An 18,513-nucleotide genomic window follows, 5' to 3' on the forward strand; every position below is an offset into this window, starting at 1 on the left:
TAGTGACAAATTTCTTCATAAGCAGGAGGCTTTATGAAATTAAAACGTTTTGTTGCGGCCGATACACGCAGCGCTATGAAACAAATTAAAGAGACACTTGGTGCCGATGCCGTTATTTTGTCCAGCCATCATATAGACGGTGGAGTGGAAGTCGTTGCTGCGATTGATTTTGATGAAACGATTCTGTCAACTTCAGCAGCAGTATCTTGTGCTGAGCCAACGAGTCAAGCTAATAAATTCCAAATGCAAACACCTCTTGATGACATGCGCCAGGAGATTCAAACACTAAGAAGTATGCTTGAAGCACAGTTAAGGGGAAATGTTGGTGTCCATGAGCCTCTGCACACTATTTTATTACAAAAACTTCTGTATCTGGGGGTAAGTCATACTACAGCCGCGACCTGGGCATGTTCTGTGCGCTCTGATTTAAATCAACAAAGAGGCTGGGAAGCTGTATTGAATCGCATTGCAGATCAATTAACCATTTGTGATACACGTAGAATAGAAGAAGGAGGGGTTTATGCTTTTGTTGGTCCAACTGGCGTCGGAAAAACGACAACATTGGCCAAAATTGCAGCACGGTTTACCTTGAGATTTGGCGCGGATAAGTTAGGTCTGGTTACTATGGATACCTATCGAATCGCGGCGCAAGAACAACTCATGATGTATGGAAAAATTTTAGGGGTTAAAGTGTGTGTTGCTCAGGATGAAGTTTCTTTGGCGCGGGTATTACGGCAATTAAATGACAAAAAATTAATTTTGATTGATACTGCCGGAATGAATCCTGCGGATGAGCGAGTTGTAAAACAAATGCATGTCTTGGGTACTTATTTATTGTCAATTTCCAAAGTTTTGGTTTTACCCGCAACAAGTCATTATCAAGTGCTAATTGATGCAATAAAACGTTATGACGCAAATCAAATTGATCAGTGTATTTTGACTAAGCTGGATGAATCATTGGCTGTAGGCGGTGCGTTGAGTGCTCTTATTGAGTCGGGTTTAGGTGTGAGCTATCTTACGCACGGACAACGTGTACCTGAAGACATTAAAATGGCCACGCGCCATCAGCTAATTGAGTTATTTGCAGAGCAGGAAACACAATTGTTTCAGGCGGACAATGTTAGGAAAGCACAGCAAAGTGCTGGGAGAGAATATCATGTCTAAAGTGAATAAAAATATACGCGATCAAGCTTCTGGTTTGAGAAATCTGGCGCGGGCAAAGCCGATTAAAGTAATTGCAGTTTCTGCTGGAAAGGGCGGTGTAGGCAAGAGCAACGTTTCTGTCAATTTGGCGGTTGCTTTGGCTCAGCTTAATAAAAGAGTGATGCTGCTTGATGCCGATTTAGGATTGGCAAATATTGATATCATGTTGGGATTGCATACTAAATATAATTTATCTCATGTAATGCAGGGAATCTGTCATTTAAGTGACATTATTATGTCAGGGCCTAATGGTATTCTTGTCATTCCTGCCGCCTCTGGCACAGAGTATATGACGCAACTCTCTCCTCCTGAGCTTGCTGGAATCATCGATTCATTTAATGAGCTTACTGATGATTTAGACTACATGATTATTGATACTGCTGCTGGGATTTCTGACACTGTGTTAAGTTTTACTCGTTCGTCGCAAGAGTTAATTGTTGTGGTATGTGATGAACCCACCTCATTAACTGATGCCTATGCTTTAATTAAAGTAATGAGTAAGCGTTATGAATGGACACGTTTTCATATTTTGGCAAATATGGTGCGGAATGAGAGAGAAGGACGGGAATTATTTAACAAATTATTCAAAGTTTCTGAGCAATTTCTTGAGGTTCAGCTAGACTATTTAGGAGCAGTACCTTTTGATGAACACATACACAAGGCAGTGAAAATGCAAAGGCCGGTATTAATTGCTTATCCTGATTCTGCTGCTGCTTTAGCACTTAGACAGTTAGCAGATGAAGTATCTGATTGGCCTCCCAGCGCTTTATTGGGTGGTAATACCAGTTTCTTTTTAGAGCGTTTAGTAGCAGGTGAATTTTAAGGAGATCATTGTGGATGCTTTGGCTGCCTATAGCAAAGTTAACCAGCAAATTCAGGAAACGCTGGTAAAAACTCATGCCTTGTTGGTTAAACGCATAGCACATCATTTATTAGGTCGTTTGCCGCAAAGCGTACAACTGGATGACTTAATACAAGCAGGAATGCTCGGATTACTGGAAGCAACACGACATTATGATTCTTCCAAAGGTGCTTCATTTGAAACTTATGCGGGAATCCGCATTAGAGGGTACATGCTTGATGAAGTAAGACGTAATGATTGGGTGCCTCGCTCAGTACATCGCAATGGAAGAATGATTTCAGAAGCGGTTAAAAATGTCGAAAATCGGTTAGGAAGGGAAGCTAAGGATTCTGAAATTGCAGCTGAACTTGAAATATCGATTGCTGAATACCATGAAATGTTGCAAGACTCCGTGAGTAGTCATTTGTATGGTTTTGAAGATTTGGGCGTTACTGATGATGCCTTGCAGGTTGAAGAGGGATATACCTCTACTGAACCACATGTCAATGTATTACATAGTGATTTGATGCGTCGTTTATCCGAGGTAATTCGTGGATTGCCTCAGAAAGAACGAATGGTACTTTCTTTATATTACGAACAGGATTTGAATTTAAAAGAAATCGGGGAGGTTATTGGCGTTAGCGAATCACGCGTTTCACAGATTCTTAGTCAGGCAATACATCGAATTAAATCACGCTTACCGGAATAGAAAGAATGGATGCTTTAACTTTAATAGGGATATTCACTAGTTTTTTAGCGATTACACTTGGCCAAATTTTTGAAGGTGGAAGCATACAGTCCCTAATGAATTTGTCTGCATTGTTGATTGTGCTCGGAGGAACAATTGGAGCTGTTATGGTGCAAACGCCACTAAATACCTTTAAAAGAGCATTTAAAATTTTGCCTTGGGTTATTACTCCCCCTAAACTTGATTTTGAACCTTGCCGCAACAAAATGTTTGATTTGGCACGAAAAGCACGTCAATTGGGGTTGCTTTCTCTAGAAGAACACTTAGAGGTTGAGAAAAATCCACTTATCAATAAAGGCTTGGAGTTGTTGGTTATTGGCGTAGATAAACTCACTATAAGAAAAGTTTTAGAAGACGAGATAGAGCGCGTAGAAACTCATGATATCCATGCAGCACAAGTATTTGAAAGTATGGGGGGATACAGTCCAACCATAGGGATTTTGGGTGCAGTGTTAGGATTGATTCAAGTGATGCGTCATTTATCCGAACCGAATGAATTGGGATTAGGTATTGCGGTAGCTTTCGTAGCGACGATTTACGGAGTGGGAATGGCTAATCTTATTTTTTTACCCGTGGCAAATAAATTAAAAAGCTGTATTGCTCGTCAGGTGCATTATGACGAAATGATTGTAGAAGGCATAGTCACTATTGCTTCTGGGGAAAGCCCAGGAGTTTTGATGTTAAAACTCAATAATTTTGGTCAGCAAAAGAAAGATGAAAAAAAGAAAAAAAAGAAATGAACAGAATAATGATCATCATCGTTGGGTCGTCTCATATGCAGATTTCATTACCTTGTTATTTGCATTTTTTGTAGTAATGTATGCTATTTCTTCCGTCAATATCTCAAAGTACAAATCACTGTCAGAAGGGATGAAATCAGCTTTTAATAAAAAAGATGAAGCACGGGCCCTTAAATCAACAAAAAGTATGAAGGATGGGCCACAAACCACGCCATTTCAAGGGCCTTTTCATGATGGGCTTGATGAGTTAAATCAAGCACTCATAGAATTGCAAGATGGTAACTATAAGATCAACCGACAGGAAGGTTGGGTGGAGTTGGATATTAAATCAGGAGCTTTATTTGATTCAGGTGATGCAGATTTAAAACCAGAAGCTTTTGTTAAATTAATGCAATTAGCCGCTAAACTTAAAAAATCATCTTCTATCGTCGCAGTAGAAGGGTATACAGATAATGTTCCTATAGAAACGCCACAATTTCCATCAAACTGGGAGCTTTCTGCGATGCGTGCAGCAGTTGTTGGGCGTACTTTAAATTCATTTGGGATAGCAACAGATCGTATTTTCGTAACAGGTTATGGTGAACAATATCCAGTTGCAGATAATGTTACAGAACTAGGGAGAGCTGCAAATCGTAGGGTGACTATTATCATTGCTTTGAATCGAAATGTTCCTCGACTTTTAAACCCTGCGATAAGCGAACAAGATCACAGTGTAATCATTGGGGGTAAAAATAAAAAATGATAACTTTTCTTTTAAGCGTCAATGTGGTTATTTTTTTATTTATAGTGAATTACTTATTGAATCAACGGAAAAAACTAATCAGTTTTCGAGAGGAATTGAATACACAGCAAAAATTAATTGATCAAATCACAAAAGATCATCCTGTGTTGATTCATGCTGATTTATTATTCTCCAAGCAGTTAAAGGAAATTAATAATCAACTAATTAGTATGGATAATCAAATTCAGGATTTGGAAAATAAACGAGATAATGATGGCGGATATCGTCATGCTTTGCGTATTTTGGAAATGGGTGGTAATCGCGATGAAATTGTAGAAAGTTGCCATTTATCTCTCGCAGAAGCAGATTTATTAATGAATTTGCAAGCCTATCGGACCGCAATGAAGACTTCATAGCTGTTTTTTTGCCTACTTTCACGGTAAAATCGCAAGCTTATTTTTACTATGTTATGCGAATTATCTGTAGCCTGAGTGCAGGCGAAGCCGTAACCTGGGGGTTGGGAAACCAATATTCCCGGGTCGCGCTTTGTTATACCTAGGCTACATCATGATAAGGGCATTGACACGACTACTATTTTTTAAGAGACACTTATGTTAGAAGTAAACCAAATTAATCTTAATCTGGTGGAGCTTGATAAGCGAGTAGAAGCGCTTAGGGGGTATCTTTGACTTTGATGCTAAAAGTGAGCGTTTGGAGGAGGTTGTTCGAGAGCTGGAATCATCAACAGTTTGGAATAATCCAGAAATTGCTCAGGCATTAGGACGTGAAAGAACACAGTTAGAAGCAGTTGTTTCAACTTTGACTCAATTAGGTCAGTCCATTACTGATTTAAATGAATTGTTTGAGATTGCACGCGAAGAAGGCGATGAGCAAACAATTAATGAAATTGGCGAAGAATTACGCCCCATTGAACAAAAGGTTGCTGATTTAGAGTTTCGCCGCATGTTTTCCGGAAAAATGGACGACTCGAATGCTTATTTAGATATTCAGTCGGGTTCGGGAGGTACGGAGGCACAGGATTGGGCGGAAATGTTGTTACGCATGTATTTGCGTTGGGGGGAGCAGCATGGGTTTGAGACGGAGTTAATTGAATGCTCCCCGGGCGAGGTTGCTGGCATTAAAAGTGCTACTATTTACTTTAAAGGTGAGTATGCTTTTGGATGGCTGCGTACTGAAAGCGGAGTACATCGGTTAGTACGAAAATCCCCTTTTGATTCAGGAAATAGACGACATACCTCTTTTGCAGCAGTATTTGTTTCCCCTGAAATTGATGATGATATAGATATAGAAATTAATCCGGCTGATTTGCGTATTGATACATACCGAGCGTCCGGAGCTGGAGGGCAGCATGTTAACCGAACTGATTCCGCAGTACGTATTACTCATGCACCAAGCGGGATTGTAGTACAATGCCAGAATGATCGAAGCCAGCATCGCAATAGAGATCAGGCAATGAAGCAGTTGCGTGCCAAGTTATATGAATTGGAAATGCAAAAGAAAAATGCAGAGCAGCAAGCATTGGAAGCCAGTAAATCAGATATAGGTTGGGGATCTCAAATTCGTTCATACGTATTGGATCAATCTCGTATTAAAGATCTACGCACCGGTGTTGAAACGAGCAATACACAAGCAGTATTGGACGGGGCATTGGATCAGTTTATTGAAGCCAGTTTAAAGGCAGGAGTAGGGCAGCATGAGTGAAGAACAAATTGAACATATTGATGAAAGTGAAGTTTATTCTATTCGTAAACAAAAATTGGCTGAATTACGTACAAAAGGGTTTAATTTCCCAAATCAGTTTCGTCGTGAACATTTAGCTTGGGAAATCATAAAAGAGTATGATTCATTTGATAAGGAAGCTTTAGCACAGCAGCATGTTAAGGTTAGTGTAGCCGGCCGCATCGTCTTGAGACGTATTATGGGTAAGGCCAGCTTTTTTCATATTCAAGATGTTTCTGGACGGATTCAAGTGTATATCCGAGCTAACGATCTTCCTGAGCAGTATGAAGAGTTTAAGCATTGGGATTTAGGCGATATTGTTGGGGTTAACGGCGAGCTGTTTAAAACAAATACGGGTGAGCTTACAGTAAATGCAGAATATATCGAATTATTAACTAAGTCACTGCGACCTTTACCTGATAAATTTCATGGTTTAGCGGATCAAGAAGTAAAATACCGTAAACGCTATGTGGATTTAATTGCCAATGATGAAAGCCGCCATACCTTTTTAATACGTTCGCGATTAATTCAAGCGTTTAGACAATTTATGGATCAACATTCTTTTCTAGAAGTAGAAACGCCTATGATGCATCCAATTCCAGGTGGTGCTATGGCTCGTCCTTTTGTTACGCATCATCATACTCTGGATATGACTATGTATTTGCGCATCGCACCAGAGCTTTATTTGAAACGGCTTGTTGTGGGTGGATTTGAGCGTGTTTATGAAATTAACCGTAATTTCCGTAATGAAGGGATTTCAACACGCCATAATCCAGAATTTACTATGGTCGAGTTTTATCAAGCTTATGCGGATTATAAGGATTTGATGAATTTTACCGAGGAATTACTGTGCTATCTCTGTGATACTGTTTTGAAAAAACGCCAGGTGGAATACCAAGGTCAAATCATTGACTTTGACAAACCATTTACCCGTATGACGGTGAAAGAAGCAATTTTACATTATCATCCAGAAATTAATGTCAAAGAGCTCGAAAGTGTAGTGAGTTGTCGTGCAATATTGCAGAAAAAAGGATTTCCTTTTAAAGAAACTGATGGTTTAGGCAAGTTACAAATCATATTGTTTGAAGAAACTGTTGAGCATCAATTATTCCAACCTACTTTTATTACGGGTTATCCTACTGAAATATCACCTTTGGCACGACGTAGTGATAATGACATAGAAGTAACTGATCGTTTTGAATTTTTTATTGCCGGTCGGGAAATTGCTAATGGATTTTCTGAATTAAATGATGCCGAAGATCAGGCAGAGCGTTTTCGTAAGCAAGTTGAAGAAAAAGATGCAGGAGATCTAGAGGCCATGCATTTTGATAGTGATTATATCGAAGCACTGGAATATGGATTGCCTCCCACGGCAGGAGAAGGTATAGGTATTGATCGGTTGGTCATGCTATTTACCAATTCTCAGTCAATCCGGGATGTTATTTTGTTCCCTCATTTACGACAATAAATAATCCAGTAAGTAAGAACATTTTTTATAGCCTGGTAGTTGAAGATGTTATAACTCGAGTTTTTGTGACCATCACAATCGCTCTTCTTATGACTCTCTACAACCAGGTTATGTTTATTGAACACTGCTCCTAAGCATAAAGAAAATAAACAACAAGGAAAAATAGGGAATAATAATAATTTATCAGGTGGCTTATGTTTGTTACTCACTTCCAGAGGGCAATCACATACATTAGAGAGACCCAGGAAATCGCATTATTTGTTACCCTGGCTGATGCAAGATTATCTGCAATATTTCGTACATCCCCTTTGTTTTATATTATGTTACCTTTTATTGGTTTCTTACTGACTGTAAATGCTTTAATAAATGGCTATCGCCTTGCAAAAGCCAGTAATCGCAATTTTGATCGATGGTTTCTTTTTGCTTCGTCTGCAGTTTGTGCGGTTTTAGCGAGTATATCACTCTATGGTGCAGCAATATCAATGGCCTTAGGTTATAGTTTTGCTGCAGGTCCTTGGTTTTTTACCAGCAGCTTAATTGGGGCATTGGGCCATCAGTTGGTCATGTTTGGGCTCAATTTATATAGAGTCTTTGCATCTCCTCCAAATAGTATTCAACGCATGCATTACATCCAGGCAGTATTGGGTAATTTGTTTGCTATGACTCTTTTAGCCTCTGCCTTAGGGGCGGTTGTTCTTACTCTGCTTTTTCCTATTGCTCCTGCAGTGGGTACTCTATTTGCACTGACTGCGGTTTTATTTACTGGGCTTGACATATTGTGGCGTGTGGCTCCTCATACTTTAAAACGAACAATTAAAGGATGGCTTCATTTGAGTAAACCCAATGTTACTCAGGATGCAATTGCACATCAGGAAGCGATTTTAAAATTTAAAAATTTGAAGGAAAAAGAACCAAAATATCATACGTATCATAAGATATTTACATGCTGTGATTACAGTGCAGTAATTCGAACGATGGCTACAGATACGATCAAGCCGTATTTAGTAGGGCTTATTCAGTACAAATTACACATATTAGGGCAAAAAGCCGACCTGCAAGATGAGAAAATAAAAGATAAAATTTCTTTATTAACCACATTATTAAGCGTAATAGAAAACTCTCAAAAAATTTCTAAAAAAGAAATATTGGTAAAATATCCTTTAGCATTTCAAAGTTTTTGGTCTGAAAAAGGCGATGTGGAACAAATATTTGATGCAGTAATTGTTGCTCAGAGTAGGAGTTTACCTACAGAGGCAAATATTCCATTACCTGGAATTTCTGTATAAAAATATATCAATCTTGTGTTAAATATTATACAATGTTATAACTATTTATCTTTTTGAATAAAAAAATTATTAATTGAAAATAGATTTTTCAAATTTGCTTTGCTTAACTGGCTATGGTCTATATTAATATATATGATCGAGCAATAAAGAAGAGTTTTATATGTCTTTTAACTATCGATCCATTACAGCAAATTGTGGCAATGACACACTTGGTGAAGATGCCTCTAGCACAATTATTCAGTTGTTTCGTGAAGACGATGCAGATTTTTTCGTCATTAATTGCCAAGAAGCTCACTTTGAAAAGACGCAAAAGCAGTTAAAAGACATGCTTCCAGAAGGCTATAGTGTAAAATGCTTGAGCCAGATGGCAACCCATACTAAATTGGATACGCAGATCCTCCCTACGACAGGCATGGCAACCTTTGTTATTCATAAGGCGGGTTTGGATGTAAACGTTAAGGGTGAGCCAGTAGAGGCACGACGGGCGAGCAGTAGACTAAGTGGCGCAGGATATAATAAAGGAGGCTTGGTTACTAATTTTACTGTAACACGAAGTGCAGACCCGGAAAATGGTATTAGCGAAGAAAGTATTAAAGTACAAGCAGTTACAGGACATTTAGATGCAGGGGATGTACTCAAACGCAACCAAGACTGGCTGAATCTCTACAGAGCAACCGTAAAAGATGTTACAGATTGGGATGAGCTTGTTGATGCTTGTCCTGATTTATTGCTTTCGGGTTATGATGCAAACACCCGAAATAAATTTAATAAGAAGGATAAAGTCGAAACTAAGATTTGGGATAAACCAGAACAATATCCTGAACTGCATGCACTTCATCTTCTTTCCATGGCAGCAGCCAAGTACAGCAAAGATGAAACTTATAGCCATATAAAAAGAGATCAAGAAACTGGTGAAGAAATAATCGCTGATCCAAAACGTGAAGGTGATGCAGCACGTGGCACCCTTGATTTTGTGACGATCTATGATGGTACTCTTGATCCTAATCAATCCAGGAAAAAAATCGATAAGGATGCTACGGAGGAAGTTGGAATAGATACTGATTCTAAGCGTGACCACCATGTGATTATCAGTCCTCGTCAAACACCGATACTTCTTCATGAGTTTGACCGTGTTAAAAATCTAATGGTCGCTCGTTTATCCGGTGTTGCTCCAGACATAGCCGCTAAAATTTTAACAATAACTGAAGGCGATAATGAGGAGGATAAAGAAGAAGCTAGGAGACAATTGGTAACATACTATAAACAATATTTGGGCCCTAATGGGTTCTTAGATAAGGCAGTTGACTTACACATTCGTAAATTGGAATGTTTTCAACGGATAATGAATGATCCACAAAATAATTATTTAGAAAAAGGACTTAAAAAAAACCTGTTTAGCGAACTCCAATGGTGTGCTGGTGAACCAGAACAATTAAAAGCAAAACAAGAGTTAATGGATCAGTTTCTGGATTCATTAGCTGAATGTGAGCATGCGTCAGGGATCGAAGCGCGTTTGGTTTGTTATCTTGATCTGAAACAAAAGATTATTGAAGGTAAAAAAATAGAAGAAATAAATCCAGCTGAAGCGTTTAGGAATTCAGCAGTTGAAGCGTATCAAAATCTTTATATGGCCTTTGCAGAATCATTAAATAAACAAACGGATGCGAACTCAGACCTTCAAAATGCAATGGGTAAAATATTAATACGACTTAATGCAATTGTTAATCATAGTGATGAAGCTGCATTGAAAAATATGGAACCAAAAAAATTGGATCTGCTGACTCATATTGTTGCACAGTGTCATAACAGTGTTACTCTGTTGCAAGCAGGTGAAGTTCAAGAAATGGAAAAAATTAATGCAGAATTAATTAGCCTTTCAGATAAGGCAATGGGAAGTTCTTCTTCAGTCTGGCGCGCTTTGGCTGATACTGTGAAATTCTTTGTGTCTTTAATTTCTAAGAAGTTGGTTGATCAAGTAGAAATTGTTCAGGATAAAAAATTATCCGATTCTATAATAAAATATAATTCTGCTCTTTATAAATCTGCTCTTAAGGAAATAATTCTTCAAGAAGAGGAAGATAGAGAGCATCAGCCTGGTAATAACTTTACTGGGAACGGTTGAGGGAATGAAATAAGATTTAAGAGGTATCAAAAAATCACCATGGGTACGGTCATCGAACCAAGAGCTCAGTGTTAAATTATCTCATATACTATTTACACTATTTCAATTTTAATAAAGATTAATGACAATACAATCGATCCAAATTGTGGAGGGGCAACCGTTTGGCTTGCTCAGAAGAATTAACTTATAGATGAACGCTTAGGGTGGAAAAAATGCCTGGAGTTCATTGATACATATAAATTTCAGAGCCCCGCTCCGCCGCATCCAGGGTGATATCCTAATTGAATTGCATGCTATCTGTATTCTGGGATGAAGAGAAATTATTATTTGCTTTAAGACCAAAAAAAGCTTGGTTTGTTTCTGTAAGCAGTGCTTGCGATTTCGCGAGTCTCAGCTTCTCCGATTCCTCATCGATGCTCGTGTCATGAGGAGCTAACTTCCTCGCCTCACCGAGAGATTGCTCTGCTTGGTCCCAATTTTTTTCAAATCGATAACAACAAGCTATATTTAACCAAGCATCTGCTTGCTCTTGTGTCTCATTCGTTCGTTCAAGAATCGTAGTAAACTTTTTTCTTGCCTCCATGTACCTCCCTTGTTTGAATGAACACATACCTATTTGATTGAGTGCTGGTATATGATTTTGATCCGCCTCAAGAACTAAACCATATAGTTCCTGTGCTTTTTTATACTCTTCATTTTGGTACAGATGATGTCCAAATTGGGCATAACACTCAGTAAGATTTTCTATAATTATATTTTTCAATGCAATATCTTCTTTCTGACAGTGTGCTAATGCTTCACGGTAATAGTGAATAGCACGCATAAAGTTTACGCTTATGTCTTCTTGATCCTTTTTCTCTTTGGATAATTTTTTAAGTAGATCAATATATTGTTCATACCAGCTGGCAGCTGTTTGTAGAAGCATTGGATTATCAGCGCATATTTTTAAAGCTGAAGTGAGTGCAATATGTGCATTTTTGAGTAAAGTAAAACAATTTTCTAAATGAGATTCGAGATAATCGCGAGCAAGATTCATATAACTTAACCCCAAATTGTGTCGCGCTGAAACATAATTAAGGTTATTTTCTATTGCAGTAAAGTAATATGTGATTGCTACTTCATTTTTATTGTCAGCAGCATAGCATTGTCCTAAAAGATCAAAAGCATGAGATCTGTTTTCTTGTTCTTTCACATTCTTAGTTAATTCAATAAACTGATTTAAATAAAAAATAGCTTCCTTTTTTTCATCAGATAAAAAACAGGTCTTTCCTAAAAAAAGTAGGTTTCTGGAACTTCAGGATTTTGGGCAATCGCTTGGAGAAATAGCTTTTTAGCTTGTGCATATTCACTTCTATTAAATGCAGCTACGCCTTGTAAGTGGAACGAGTTAAACATATTTGCCATCCTCTATAGAGTAGTTAAATGTTTTTACGTCCTGTATGCTAAACCAACCTAAAATTTAGAATATAATAAGTGAGTCCATTTTAATAGTCATTCGAAGCTAATGGAGTATCTTATGGCAACAATACTAGGCATTAGCGGGGTATCAGGTGCTGGAAAGTCAACGCTTGCTGCAACTCTTGCAAAGGAGTTAAGTGCTGTGCTAATTAGTTGGGATGAATTTGATGAAATATCCATCGCTCCAGAAGACTACGTAGCTTGGTATCAATGTGGACAAGATTATCGTGAGTGGAATTACAGTGAGCTTGCTAAAATACTGCAGGTGTTTAAGTCAGGACATTCAATAGTACATCCGATAACACAGGATGTTTTAATACCAACTGAGTTTATTATTTTTGACGCACCTTTAGGGCGGTTGCATCAGCAGACAGGGCAATATATTGATTTATGTATCCATATTAAAGTTCCCTTAGATATTTCCCTATGTAGGAGGATATTACGTGATTTTAAAGAGGAAAAAGGAGAAAAAAAAGAGCTTTTGGAAGAGTTGAAGTTTTACTTAGACGAATCGAGGCCTTTATTTTTTGATGAGCAGCTGAAGAAAAACGCAGATTTTATTCTCAATGGTGAGTACGCAACGGAACTTCAGGTACAATTAATTCTTCAATTTTTAAATCAAGGAAAAGGGAATGCAAAAAAATCCTATTATTGAACTAAGTCTTTGGTTGGAACGTGAGCAGAAGAGTGGGGCACCTAACCCGAATCACGCAGTTTTATCATCCATTTCATTAGATGGTGCGCCGCATGGCCGTGTTGTCGCTATTCGTGAAATTTCAGATGAGGGGGTTTTATTTTTTACTCAAAAAGGTACTCGCAAAGTAAGTGAATTAACAAATAATTCCCAGGTAAGTCTTGTATTTTGGCTGGAACTGTTACAACGAGAAGTAATTATTGAAGGTAACGCTTTATTTTTAAATCATGCTGAGAATCAAAACTATTGGGACAGCTATCCTCAATGGGCGCAAATTCGGTTTTTAAGTTATGCGCCTACGTCAATGCAAGTGATTGAGAGTAAAGAAATTCTTGAGGAAAAACGCCAAAAAATTGAAGATTCATTTGTAAATAAACCAATTCCTATAAGCCCTGAATATTGTGGTTTCCGTATCCAACCTGAGCACATGATATTCTATTCATACCGACAGGATGAGCTATCCGATGTGTGGGAATATGTTAGACAGAATAATGAATGGCATTTGCAACGATTGTCACCTTAAAGAGAGATTCCTGCTAATTCAATTTAATCTACATTCTTAGGTGGAAAATGCTCATTAAGTTGGGTGAAACAGAGCATACATTAATTCATTCAGAGGTGCTCCGTTTCATTCATGAATGTTATGAGTTTTATACTTGCTCCAGCTTACATTCCAGAATAATTTGGTCCACCACCTCCCTCTGGTGCATGCCACACTATATTTTGTCGAGGATCTTTGATGTCGCAGGTTTTACAGTGGATGCAGTTTTGGGCATTAATTTGCAATCTAGGTCCTCTTTCTTCTTCAATTATTTCATATACGCCTGCAGGACAATATCGACCCTCTGGGAATGCATAAGTTTTTAAATTGACATCTATTGCCAGTTGAGGTTTTTTCAATACGAGATGACAGGGTTGATTTTCCTCATGATAGGTATTTGATAAAAAAACAGATGAAAGTCTATCAAAAGTAAGAACTCCATCGGGTTTAGGATAATCTATTTTCTTTGCTTTATTTGCTGGAATTAAAGTATCGTGGTCAGCATGATTGGTTAATGTCCATGGAGAGTGTCCGCGTGTAATGTATGTTTCAAAAGCTGCATTGATTAAGCCTGGAAGTAGGCCGTATTTAAATCCTGGCCTGATATTGCGTACCGTATAGAGCTCTTTTTCCAGGCAGGAATTTTTGATTTTTTCTGGATATCCCGTTAATTCAAATGGAGCCGGGTTTTCTTGTTGCAACGCGTCAAAACATGCTTCTGCTGCAAGCATACCTGACTGCATTGCCATGTGTATTCCTTTGATTTTAGGCACGTTAAGAAAACCTGCTGCATCACCAATCAGTGCACCACCTGGAAAAGTGAGTTTTGGTAAGGATTGCCATCCCCCTTCATTAAGGGCTCGAGCACCATAACTGATTCGTTCGCCTCCGGTTAAAACAGGTTGAACTAGTGGGTGTGTTTTAAAGCGCTGGAATTCTGCAAAAGGATTTAACCATGGATTTTTATAATCTAGACCGACTACAAAACCAATAGCAACGCGTTGTTTTGACAGATGATATATAAATGAACCACCATAGGTTATGTGATCCATTGGCCAGCCTACGGTATGGATAACTAGCCCAGGCTTATGTTGTTCTTCCTTGACTTGCCATATTTCTTTTATTCCTAGCCCATAAGTTTGTGGATTCGCTTTATCCCTTAAGTGGTAATGTGCCATCAGACTCTGACTAAGTTGGCCGCGACATCCTTCGGCAAATAAAGTCTGTTTGGCAAGAAGATGCATACCAGGTTGATAATTATTTGTTTTTTCTTTATTTTTGTCGAGGCCTACACTCCCAGTTGCAACACCGATGACTTGATTGTGATCGTTATAAAGGACTTGAGCTGCAGCAAAACCAGGATAGATTTCACAGCCTAGGGACTCAGCCTGTTGTGCAAGAAACATGCAAAGCTCACCCAAGCTAATAATATAATTTCCTTCATTATGCATGGGCTTTGGAGTAGGGAGCTTATAGACGTTTTTTGAGGTTAGAAAATAGAAACGATCTTCGGTTACTGCTGTATCAAGAGGCGCCTCTTGCCAGGTATCAGGAAGTAACTCTTTAAGGCTTCTAGGCTCTAGAACAGCTCCAGAGAGAATATGAGCTCCTACTTGAGCTCCTTTTTCCAAAATACAAACGGATAATTCTTTTTGCGCAGCTAAAGCAAGCTGTTTCAATTTAATCGCGGCAGATAACCCCGCCGGACCTGCACCGACGATGATTACATCAAATTCCATGGTTTCGTGTTCCACACGCGCTCCTAACTGTGATTATAAAAAGATAAAATAATCGCTTTTCTATGCTTTAAGATCAAGATTTATATTGAAAATTAATATGCGTTGCGGGCCTCGCGAGCTTAGCAGAATCCAGAAACAGTAATTCCGCATTTTAGAAGAGATTATTAGGCTGTATCAATCTAACAATTAAATTGAATAGTGATAATCATTTTCACAACAATCTGTTGTTGCCGAAACAACTGTGGCCGCTGAACGAGTAAATAGCGAAGCAATGCTGTGTGGAAAACTAAAAACGGTTAGCAAGGCTCCTGCAGCAGTTCCAAGAAGTGTTAAACCCACTAGTGCAAGGCTATTGGCGACTCCTTCCAATGCTGTATTACGATATTCAGCACTCATCATTACAATTGACAAAAGTCCAAGTAATGTATACCCAACAAAGTAACATGCTGCAATAAGTGCAGTAAATGCCATAAATGCTGTTCCGACTGCAGATGCTACAGGATACCAAATCGGTGCCAGTAACCCGCCTGCAAATTCCTGACCATCTTGGTAAGGAGTGAAAAAACCGGAACGTCCTCGATATGTGCTTACTGCTCGTTCAATGATTCCTGAAAGATAACTTTCATCCTGAGCCTCATCGTTTAAATCCAATATTTCACTTATTTCAGTCCAGCCAATTAAGTTTAACATAAAATCCTCTTGATGATTCAGCTTGGTGCAGAGTATCTAATTTAATTAATAGAGTCAAATAGTTAACTTTATTCAAAATCAGATACCAATTATGATTTTTTATTGAACTATATTTTTGATTTTCTGAATATGGGTAAGATAAAAAAAGTAACAGAATTTAACAAAGTAAGCTAAACTGATTGTAGATATTTAAAAGGAGTTTGTTAATGAAAACAGTATTGGGTTTATTGCTTTTTAGTTTTTCAATGATGGGCTATGCAGATGATAATTTAACCATGAATGTTAATGTGAATGAGCCAAGTTTTGTAGTGACCTTACCCGCAAATCCAACTACAGGATTTCAATGGTCAATTGTGCGCTTTGATAAAAATTTATTAACGCTCCGAAGTAGTACTTATGAACGACCGAAGACTGATCTTATCGGTGCCGGCGGGCAAATGCATTTCACCTTTGGGTTAGAGAAAAGAAAAAGCTATCCAGACAATACGGTAATTGTATTTAAATATGCCCGCTCTTGGGAACCCGATACAGCAACCTTGAAAAGTATTAAAGTAAATTTTGTAAAAGCGGATAACAATTAAAATGAGCGCTAGGTGCTCAACCAGGGAACAGCTGGTATTTGGTGCATCTTGCGAGAAGATTTTCCTAATCAATGCTCTTTCATACTGATGTATGTTGCGCTTGCTTAGAAAAATTTTGCTCACAACCTGCGCTCAAATCCAGCCGTTCACGCAGAGACTATACATTCATCATGATCTTTTAAATTTAAATGGTAAATATCTAGGTTCCCAAAACATATCTTCTACCAGTTTCTCCAAATCCGCATCATGATTTTTTTGCGCAAGTCCTGAATCAATAGCACAGCATGCTACGGCGACTGCAATTTCCTTAGCAACAGTTTGCGCATCATCCAAAGAGGGTAATAAAGGCAAGTAACTTTCTTTTTTGCTGGGTGCGAACTGACATAAAGCATGTGCTGCAGCCAGGATCATCTCTTCAGTTAATTTTGTTGCGTTAACTGCAAGGACTCCAAGTCCTATTCCAGGAAAGACCAACGCATTATTACATTGGGCAATTTGTACCATACGATTATGATATTCAACCGCCGGAAAGGCTGTACCTGTAGCAATTAAAGCTCTTCCCTGACTCCAAGTTAGGATATCAGCTGGTTTGGCTTCGCATTTTTCATCTGGATTAGATAATGGGAAAATAATAGGGCGTTCACAATTAACAGCCATGGTTTCGATGATGTCTTGGGAGAAAGCTCCTGGTTGAGCTGAGCACCCTATAAGAACAGTAGGTTTAACATGCCTTACAGTATCAGTAAGTGAAGGATGTTGTTTTTCATTGATGGTCCATTTTTCTATTTCTTTGGGATCGCGTGCATAAGGTTTTTGTGCTTCAGTAAGTTCTGGGTCAGTATTAAGTAACAAACCTTGACGGTCAATTAACCAAAAACGTTGATACGCTTCGGTGGGACTAATCCCTTCACGCACCATTGCATCAATAATTTGATCGCTTATACCAGTTCCTGCAGAACCAGCGCCAAAAACAACAATTCGCTGTTCATGCACTTTTGAACCGGTTACATCACAGGCTGCTAATAAAGCTGACAAGGTCACAGCGCCAGTACCTTGAATGTCATCATTAAAGGTGCATAATTGATCCTGGAATTTTTCCAGGATACGTCGCGCATTGCCACGACCAAAATCCTCCCAATGTAAAAATGCATTGGGAAATTGTTTGTGAATTTCATGAACGAAAGTAGAGATAAAATCGTCATATGCAGCTGGACTAATGCGTGGATGACGACAACCTAAGTACATAGGATCATTGAGTAATTCTTGATTGTTTGTACCTACATCAAGAAATATTGGCAAGGTACGAGTCGGTTCAATACCTCCGCATAAACAATAAACCATTAATTTGGCAACAGGAATGTCCATTCCTCCAATTCCTTGGTCACCTATACCCAAGACGCCTTCTCCATCAGTAACGACAATCACATCGATTTCTGGGTTAGAACGATTTTTTAATATTTCTTCTATTTGATTTTTATCTGTATGGGAAATATATAAACCGCGGGGTTGTCTATACTCATGACTGAAGCGTTTTACTGCGGTTCCTACTATAGGGGTATATATTGTAGGTAACATTTCACCTAAGTGGCGGTTGATTAATTTATAAAATAAAATTTGATTTTTATCGTGCAAATTATTTAAATAAATATTTTGTTGTAAACGAGTTGTATAACTGGAATATTGTAGATAAGCGCGTTTGACTTGTTCATCCAGTGTTTCAACGCGATGGGGCAGTTTTCCCAACAAACCAAACTCTTTTCTTTCTTCGTTTGTGAATGCTGTGCCTTTGTTCAATTGGGGAGTAGTTAGGAGTGGTTTACCGCAAAGAGAAGTTTCAATGTATTGTTCTCCTGTTTGAGGATCACGTAGCAATTTAAAATCAAGCATAGTTATCTCATATGATGGCGTTAGCGTTTGTCTAATGATAATATCGGTTTTTTG

Annotated in this window: 18 protein-coding genes; 13 read left to right on the forward strand and 5 right to left on the reverse strand. The window is 38.4% G+C overall.

Annotated elements, in window-relative coordinates:
- Positions 1 to 33: 33 nt before the first annotated feature.
- The 10 genes from flhF (at position 34) to DY223_RS06740 (ending at position 10,869) form a co-directional block, all read left to right on the forward strand.
- Entirely contained in the window at positions 34 to 1,164 is a 1,131-nt protein-coding gene (gene flhF / locus DY223_RS06695; RefSeq protein ID WP_058459193.1) for a flagellar biosynthesis GTPase FlhF, read from the forward strand.
- On the forward strand, positions 1,157 to 2,026 hold the full coding sequence (locus tag DY223_RS06700; RefSeq protein WP_058459194.1) for a MinD/ParA family protein: 870 nt from the start codon (positions 1,157 to 1,159) through the stop codon (positions 2,024 to 2,026). The genes flhF and DY223_RS06700 overlap by 8 nt, the downstream gene beginning before the upstream one ends.
- Before the next feature lie 10 nt (positions 2,027 to 2,036).
- Complete coding sequence (locus tag DY223_RS06705) at positions 2,037 to 2,753, forward strand: RNA polymerase sigma factor FliA (RefSeq protein WP_058459195.1); 717 nt, start codon at positions 2,037 to 2,039, stop codon at positions 2,751 to 2,753.
- Positions 2,754 to 2,758: 5 nt separating this feature from the next.
- The gene (locus tag DY223_RS06710; RefSeq protein ID WP_058459196.1) at positions 2,759 to 3,532 is read left to right on the forward strand and encodes a flagellar motor protein; all 774 of its coding nucleotides are present in this window, start codon (positions 2,759 to 2,761) and stop codon (positions 3,530 to 3,532) included.
- Positions 3,507 to 4,274 carry a flagellar motor protein MotB gene (locus DY223_RS06715; RefSeq protein WP_058459197.1) on the forward strand — a complete coding sequence of 256 codons (768 nt, stop codon included), beginning with the start codon at positions 3,507 to 3,509 and terminating at the stop codon, positions 4,272 to 4,274. Before DY223_RS06710 ends, DY223_RS06715 begins: the two co-directional genes overlap by 26 nt.
- On the forward strand, positions 4,271 to 4,669 hold the full coding sequence (locus DY223_RS06720; RefSeq protein WP_058459198.1) for a DUF2802 domain-containing protein: 399 nt from the start codon (positions 4,271 to 4,273) through the stop codon (positions 4,667 to 4,669). Before DY223_RS06715 ends, DY223_RS06720 begins: the two co-directional genes overlap by 4 nt.
- A gap of 195 nt (positions 4,670 to 4,864) precedes the next feature.
- Positions 4,865 to 5,975 (forward strand): peptide chain release factor 2 gene (gene prfB, locus DY223_RS06725; RefSeq protein ID WP_115684292.1). Its coding sequence is split into 2 segments (ribosomal slippage): positions 4,865 to 4,939 and positions 4,941 to 5,975, totalling 1,110 coding nucleotides; the frame shifts between segments, so codons are not numbered across the junction.
- Complete coding sequence (gene lysS, locus DY223_RS06730; RefSeq protein ID WP_058459199.1) at positions 5,968 to 7,461, forward strand: lysine--tRNA ligase; 1,494 nt, start codon at positions 5,968 to 5,970, stop codon at positions 7,459 to 7,461. Before prfB ends, lysS begins: the two co-directional genes overlap by 8 nt.
- A gap of 194 nt (positions 7,462 to 7,655) precedes the next feature.
- Complete coding sequence (locus DY223_RS06735) at positions 7,656 to 8,747, forward strand: hypothetical protein (RefSeq protein ID WP_058459200.1); 1,092 nt, start codon at positions 7,656 to 7,658, stop codon at positions 8,745 to 8,747.
- Between the two features lie 160 nt (positions 8,748 to 8,907).
- On the forward strand, positions 8,908 to 10,869 hold the full coding sequence (locus DY223_RS06740; RefSeq protein ID WP_058459201.1) for an exonuclease/endonuclease/phosphatase family protein: 1,962 nt from the start codon (positions 8,908 to 8,910) through the stop codon (positions 10,867 to 10,869).
- A 277-nt stretch (positions 10,870 to 11,146) separates the two neighbouring features.
- Here the strand turns inward: DY223_RS06740 and DY223_RS06745 are convergent, their stop codons facing one another.
- Positions 11,147 to 12,061 carry a tetratricopeptide repeat protein gene (locus DY223_RS06745; protein ID WP_058459202.1) on the reverse strand — a complete coding sequence of 305 codons (915 nt, stop codon included), beginning with the start codon at positions 12,059 to 12,061 and terminating at the stop codon, positions 11,147 to 11,149.
- A gap of 77 nt (positions 12,062 to 12,138) precedes the next feature.
- Positions 12,139 to 12,264, reverse strand: a complete 126-nt coding sequence (locus DY223_RS19450; RefSeq protein ID WP_259293084.1) for a hypothetical protein — start codon at positions 12,262 to 12,264, stop codon at positions 12,139 to 12,141.
- Between the two features lie 121 nt (positions 12,265 to 12,385).
- Between DY223_RS19450 and DY223_RS06750 the strand changes: the two genes are divergently transcribed.
- A complete protein-coding gene (locus tag DY223_RS06750; RefSeq protein WP_058459203.1) occupies positions 12,386 to 12,982 on the forward strand; it encodes a nucleoside/nucleotide kinase family protein in 597 nt (198 codons plus the stop codon).
- Positions 12,960 to 13,544 (forward strand): pyridoxine/pyridoxamine 5'-phosphate oxidase, encoded by a 585-nt coding sequence (locus DY223_RS06755; protein ID WP_058459204.1) that lies wholly within the window; start codon positions 12,960 to 12,962, stop codon positions 13,542 to 13,544. The genes DY223_RS06750 and DY223_RS06755 overlap by 23 nt, the downstream gene beginning before the upstream one ends.
- Before the next feature lie 143 nt (positions 13,545 to 13,687).
- Here the strand turns inward: DY223_RS06755 and DY223_RS06760 are convergent, their stop codons facing one another.
- Together DY223_RS06760 and DY223_RS06765 are read right to left on the reverse strand one after the other, a co-directional pair.
- Positions 13,688 to 15,316, reverse strand: coding sequence for an electron transfer flavoprotein-ubiquinone oxidoreductase (locus DY223_RS06760; RefSeq protein WP_058459205.1), 1,629 nt, complete (start codon positions 15,314 to 15,316; stop codon positions 13,688 to 13,690).
- A gap of 171 nt (positions 15,317 to 15,487) precedes the next feature.
- Positions 15,488 to 15,991, reverse strand: a complete 504-nt coding sequence (locus DY223_RS06765; RefSeq protein WP_058459206.1) for a hypothetical protein — start codon at positions 15,989 to 15,991, stop codon at positions 15,488 to 15,490.
- Positions 15,992 to 16,197: 206 nt separating this feature from the next.
- Between DY223_RS06765 and DY223_RS06770 the strand changes: the two genes are divergently transcribed.
- The gene (locus DY223_RS06770) at positions 16,198 to 16,572 is read left to right on the forward strand and encodes a protease inhibitor I42 family protein (protein WP_058459207.1); all 375 of its coding nucleotides are present in this window, start codon (positions 16,198 to 16,200) and stop codon (positions 16,570 to 16,572) included.
- A 168-nt stretch (positions 16,573 to 16,740) separates the two neighbouring features.
- Here DY223_RS06770 and DY223_RS06775 read toward each other — a convergent pair whose 3' ends face one another.
- Positions 16,741 to 18,459 (reverse strand): NAD-dependent malic enzyme, encoded by a 1,719-nt coding sequence (locus tag DY223_RS06775; RefSeq protein WP_058459208.1) that lies wholly within the window; start codon positions 18,457 to 18,459, stop codon positions 16,741 to 16,743.
- Positions 18,460 to 18,513 lie beyond the last annotated feature (54 nt).

Origin of the sequence: Legionella bozemanae (assembly GCF_900450575.1) — a bacterium.
Lineage (GTDB): Bacteria > Pseudomonadota > Gammaproteobacteria > Legionellales > Legionellaceae > Legionella > Legionella bozemanae.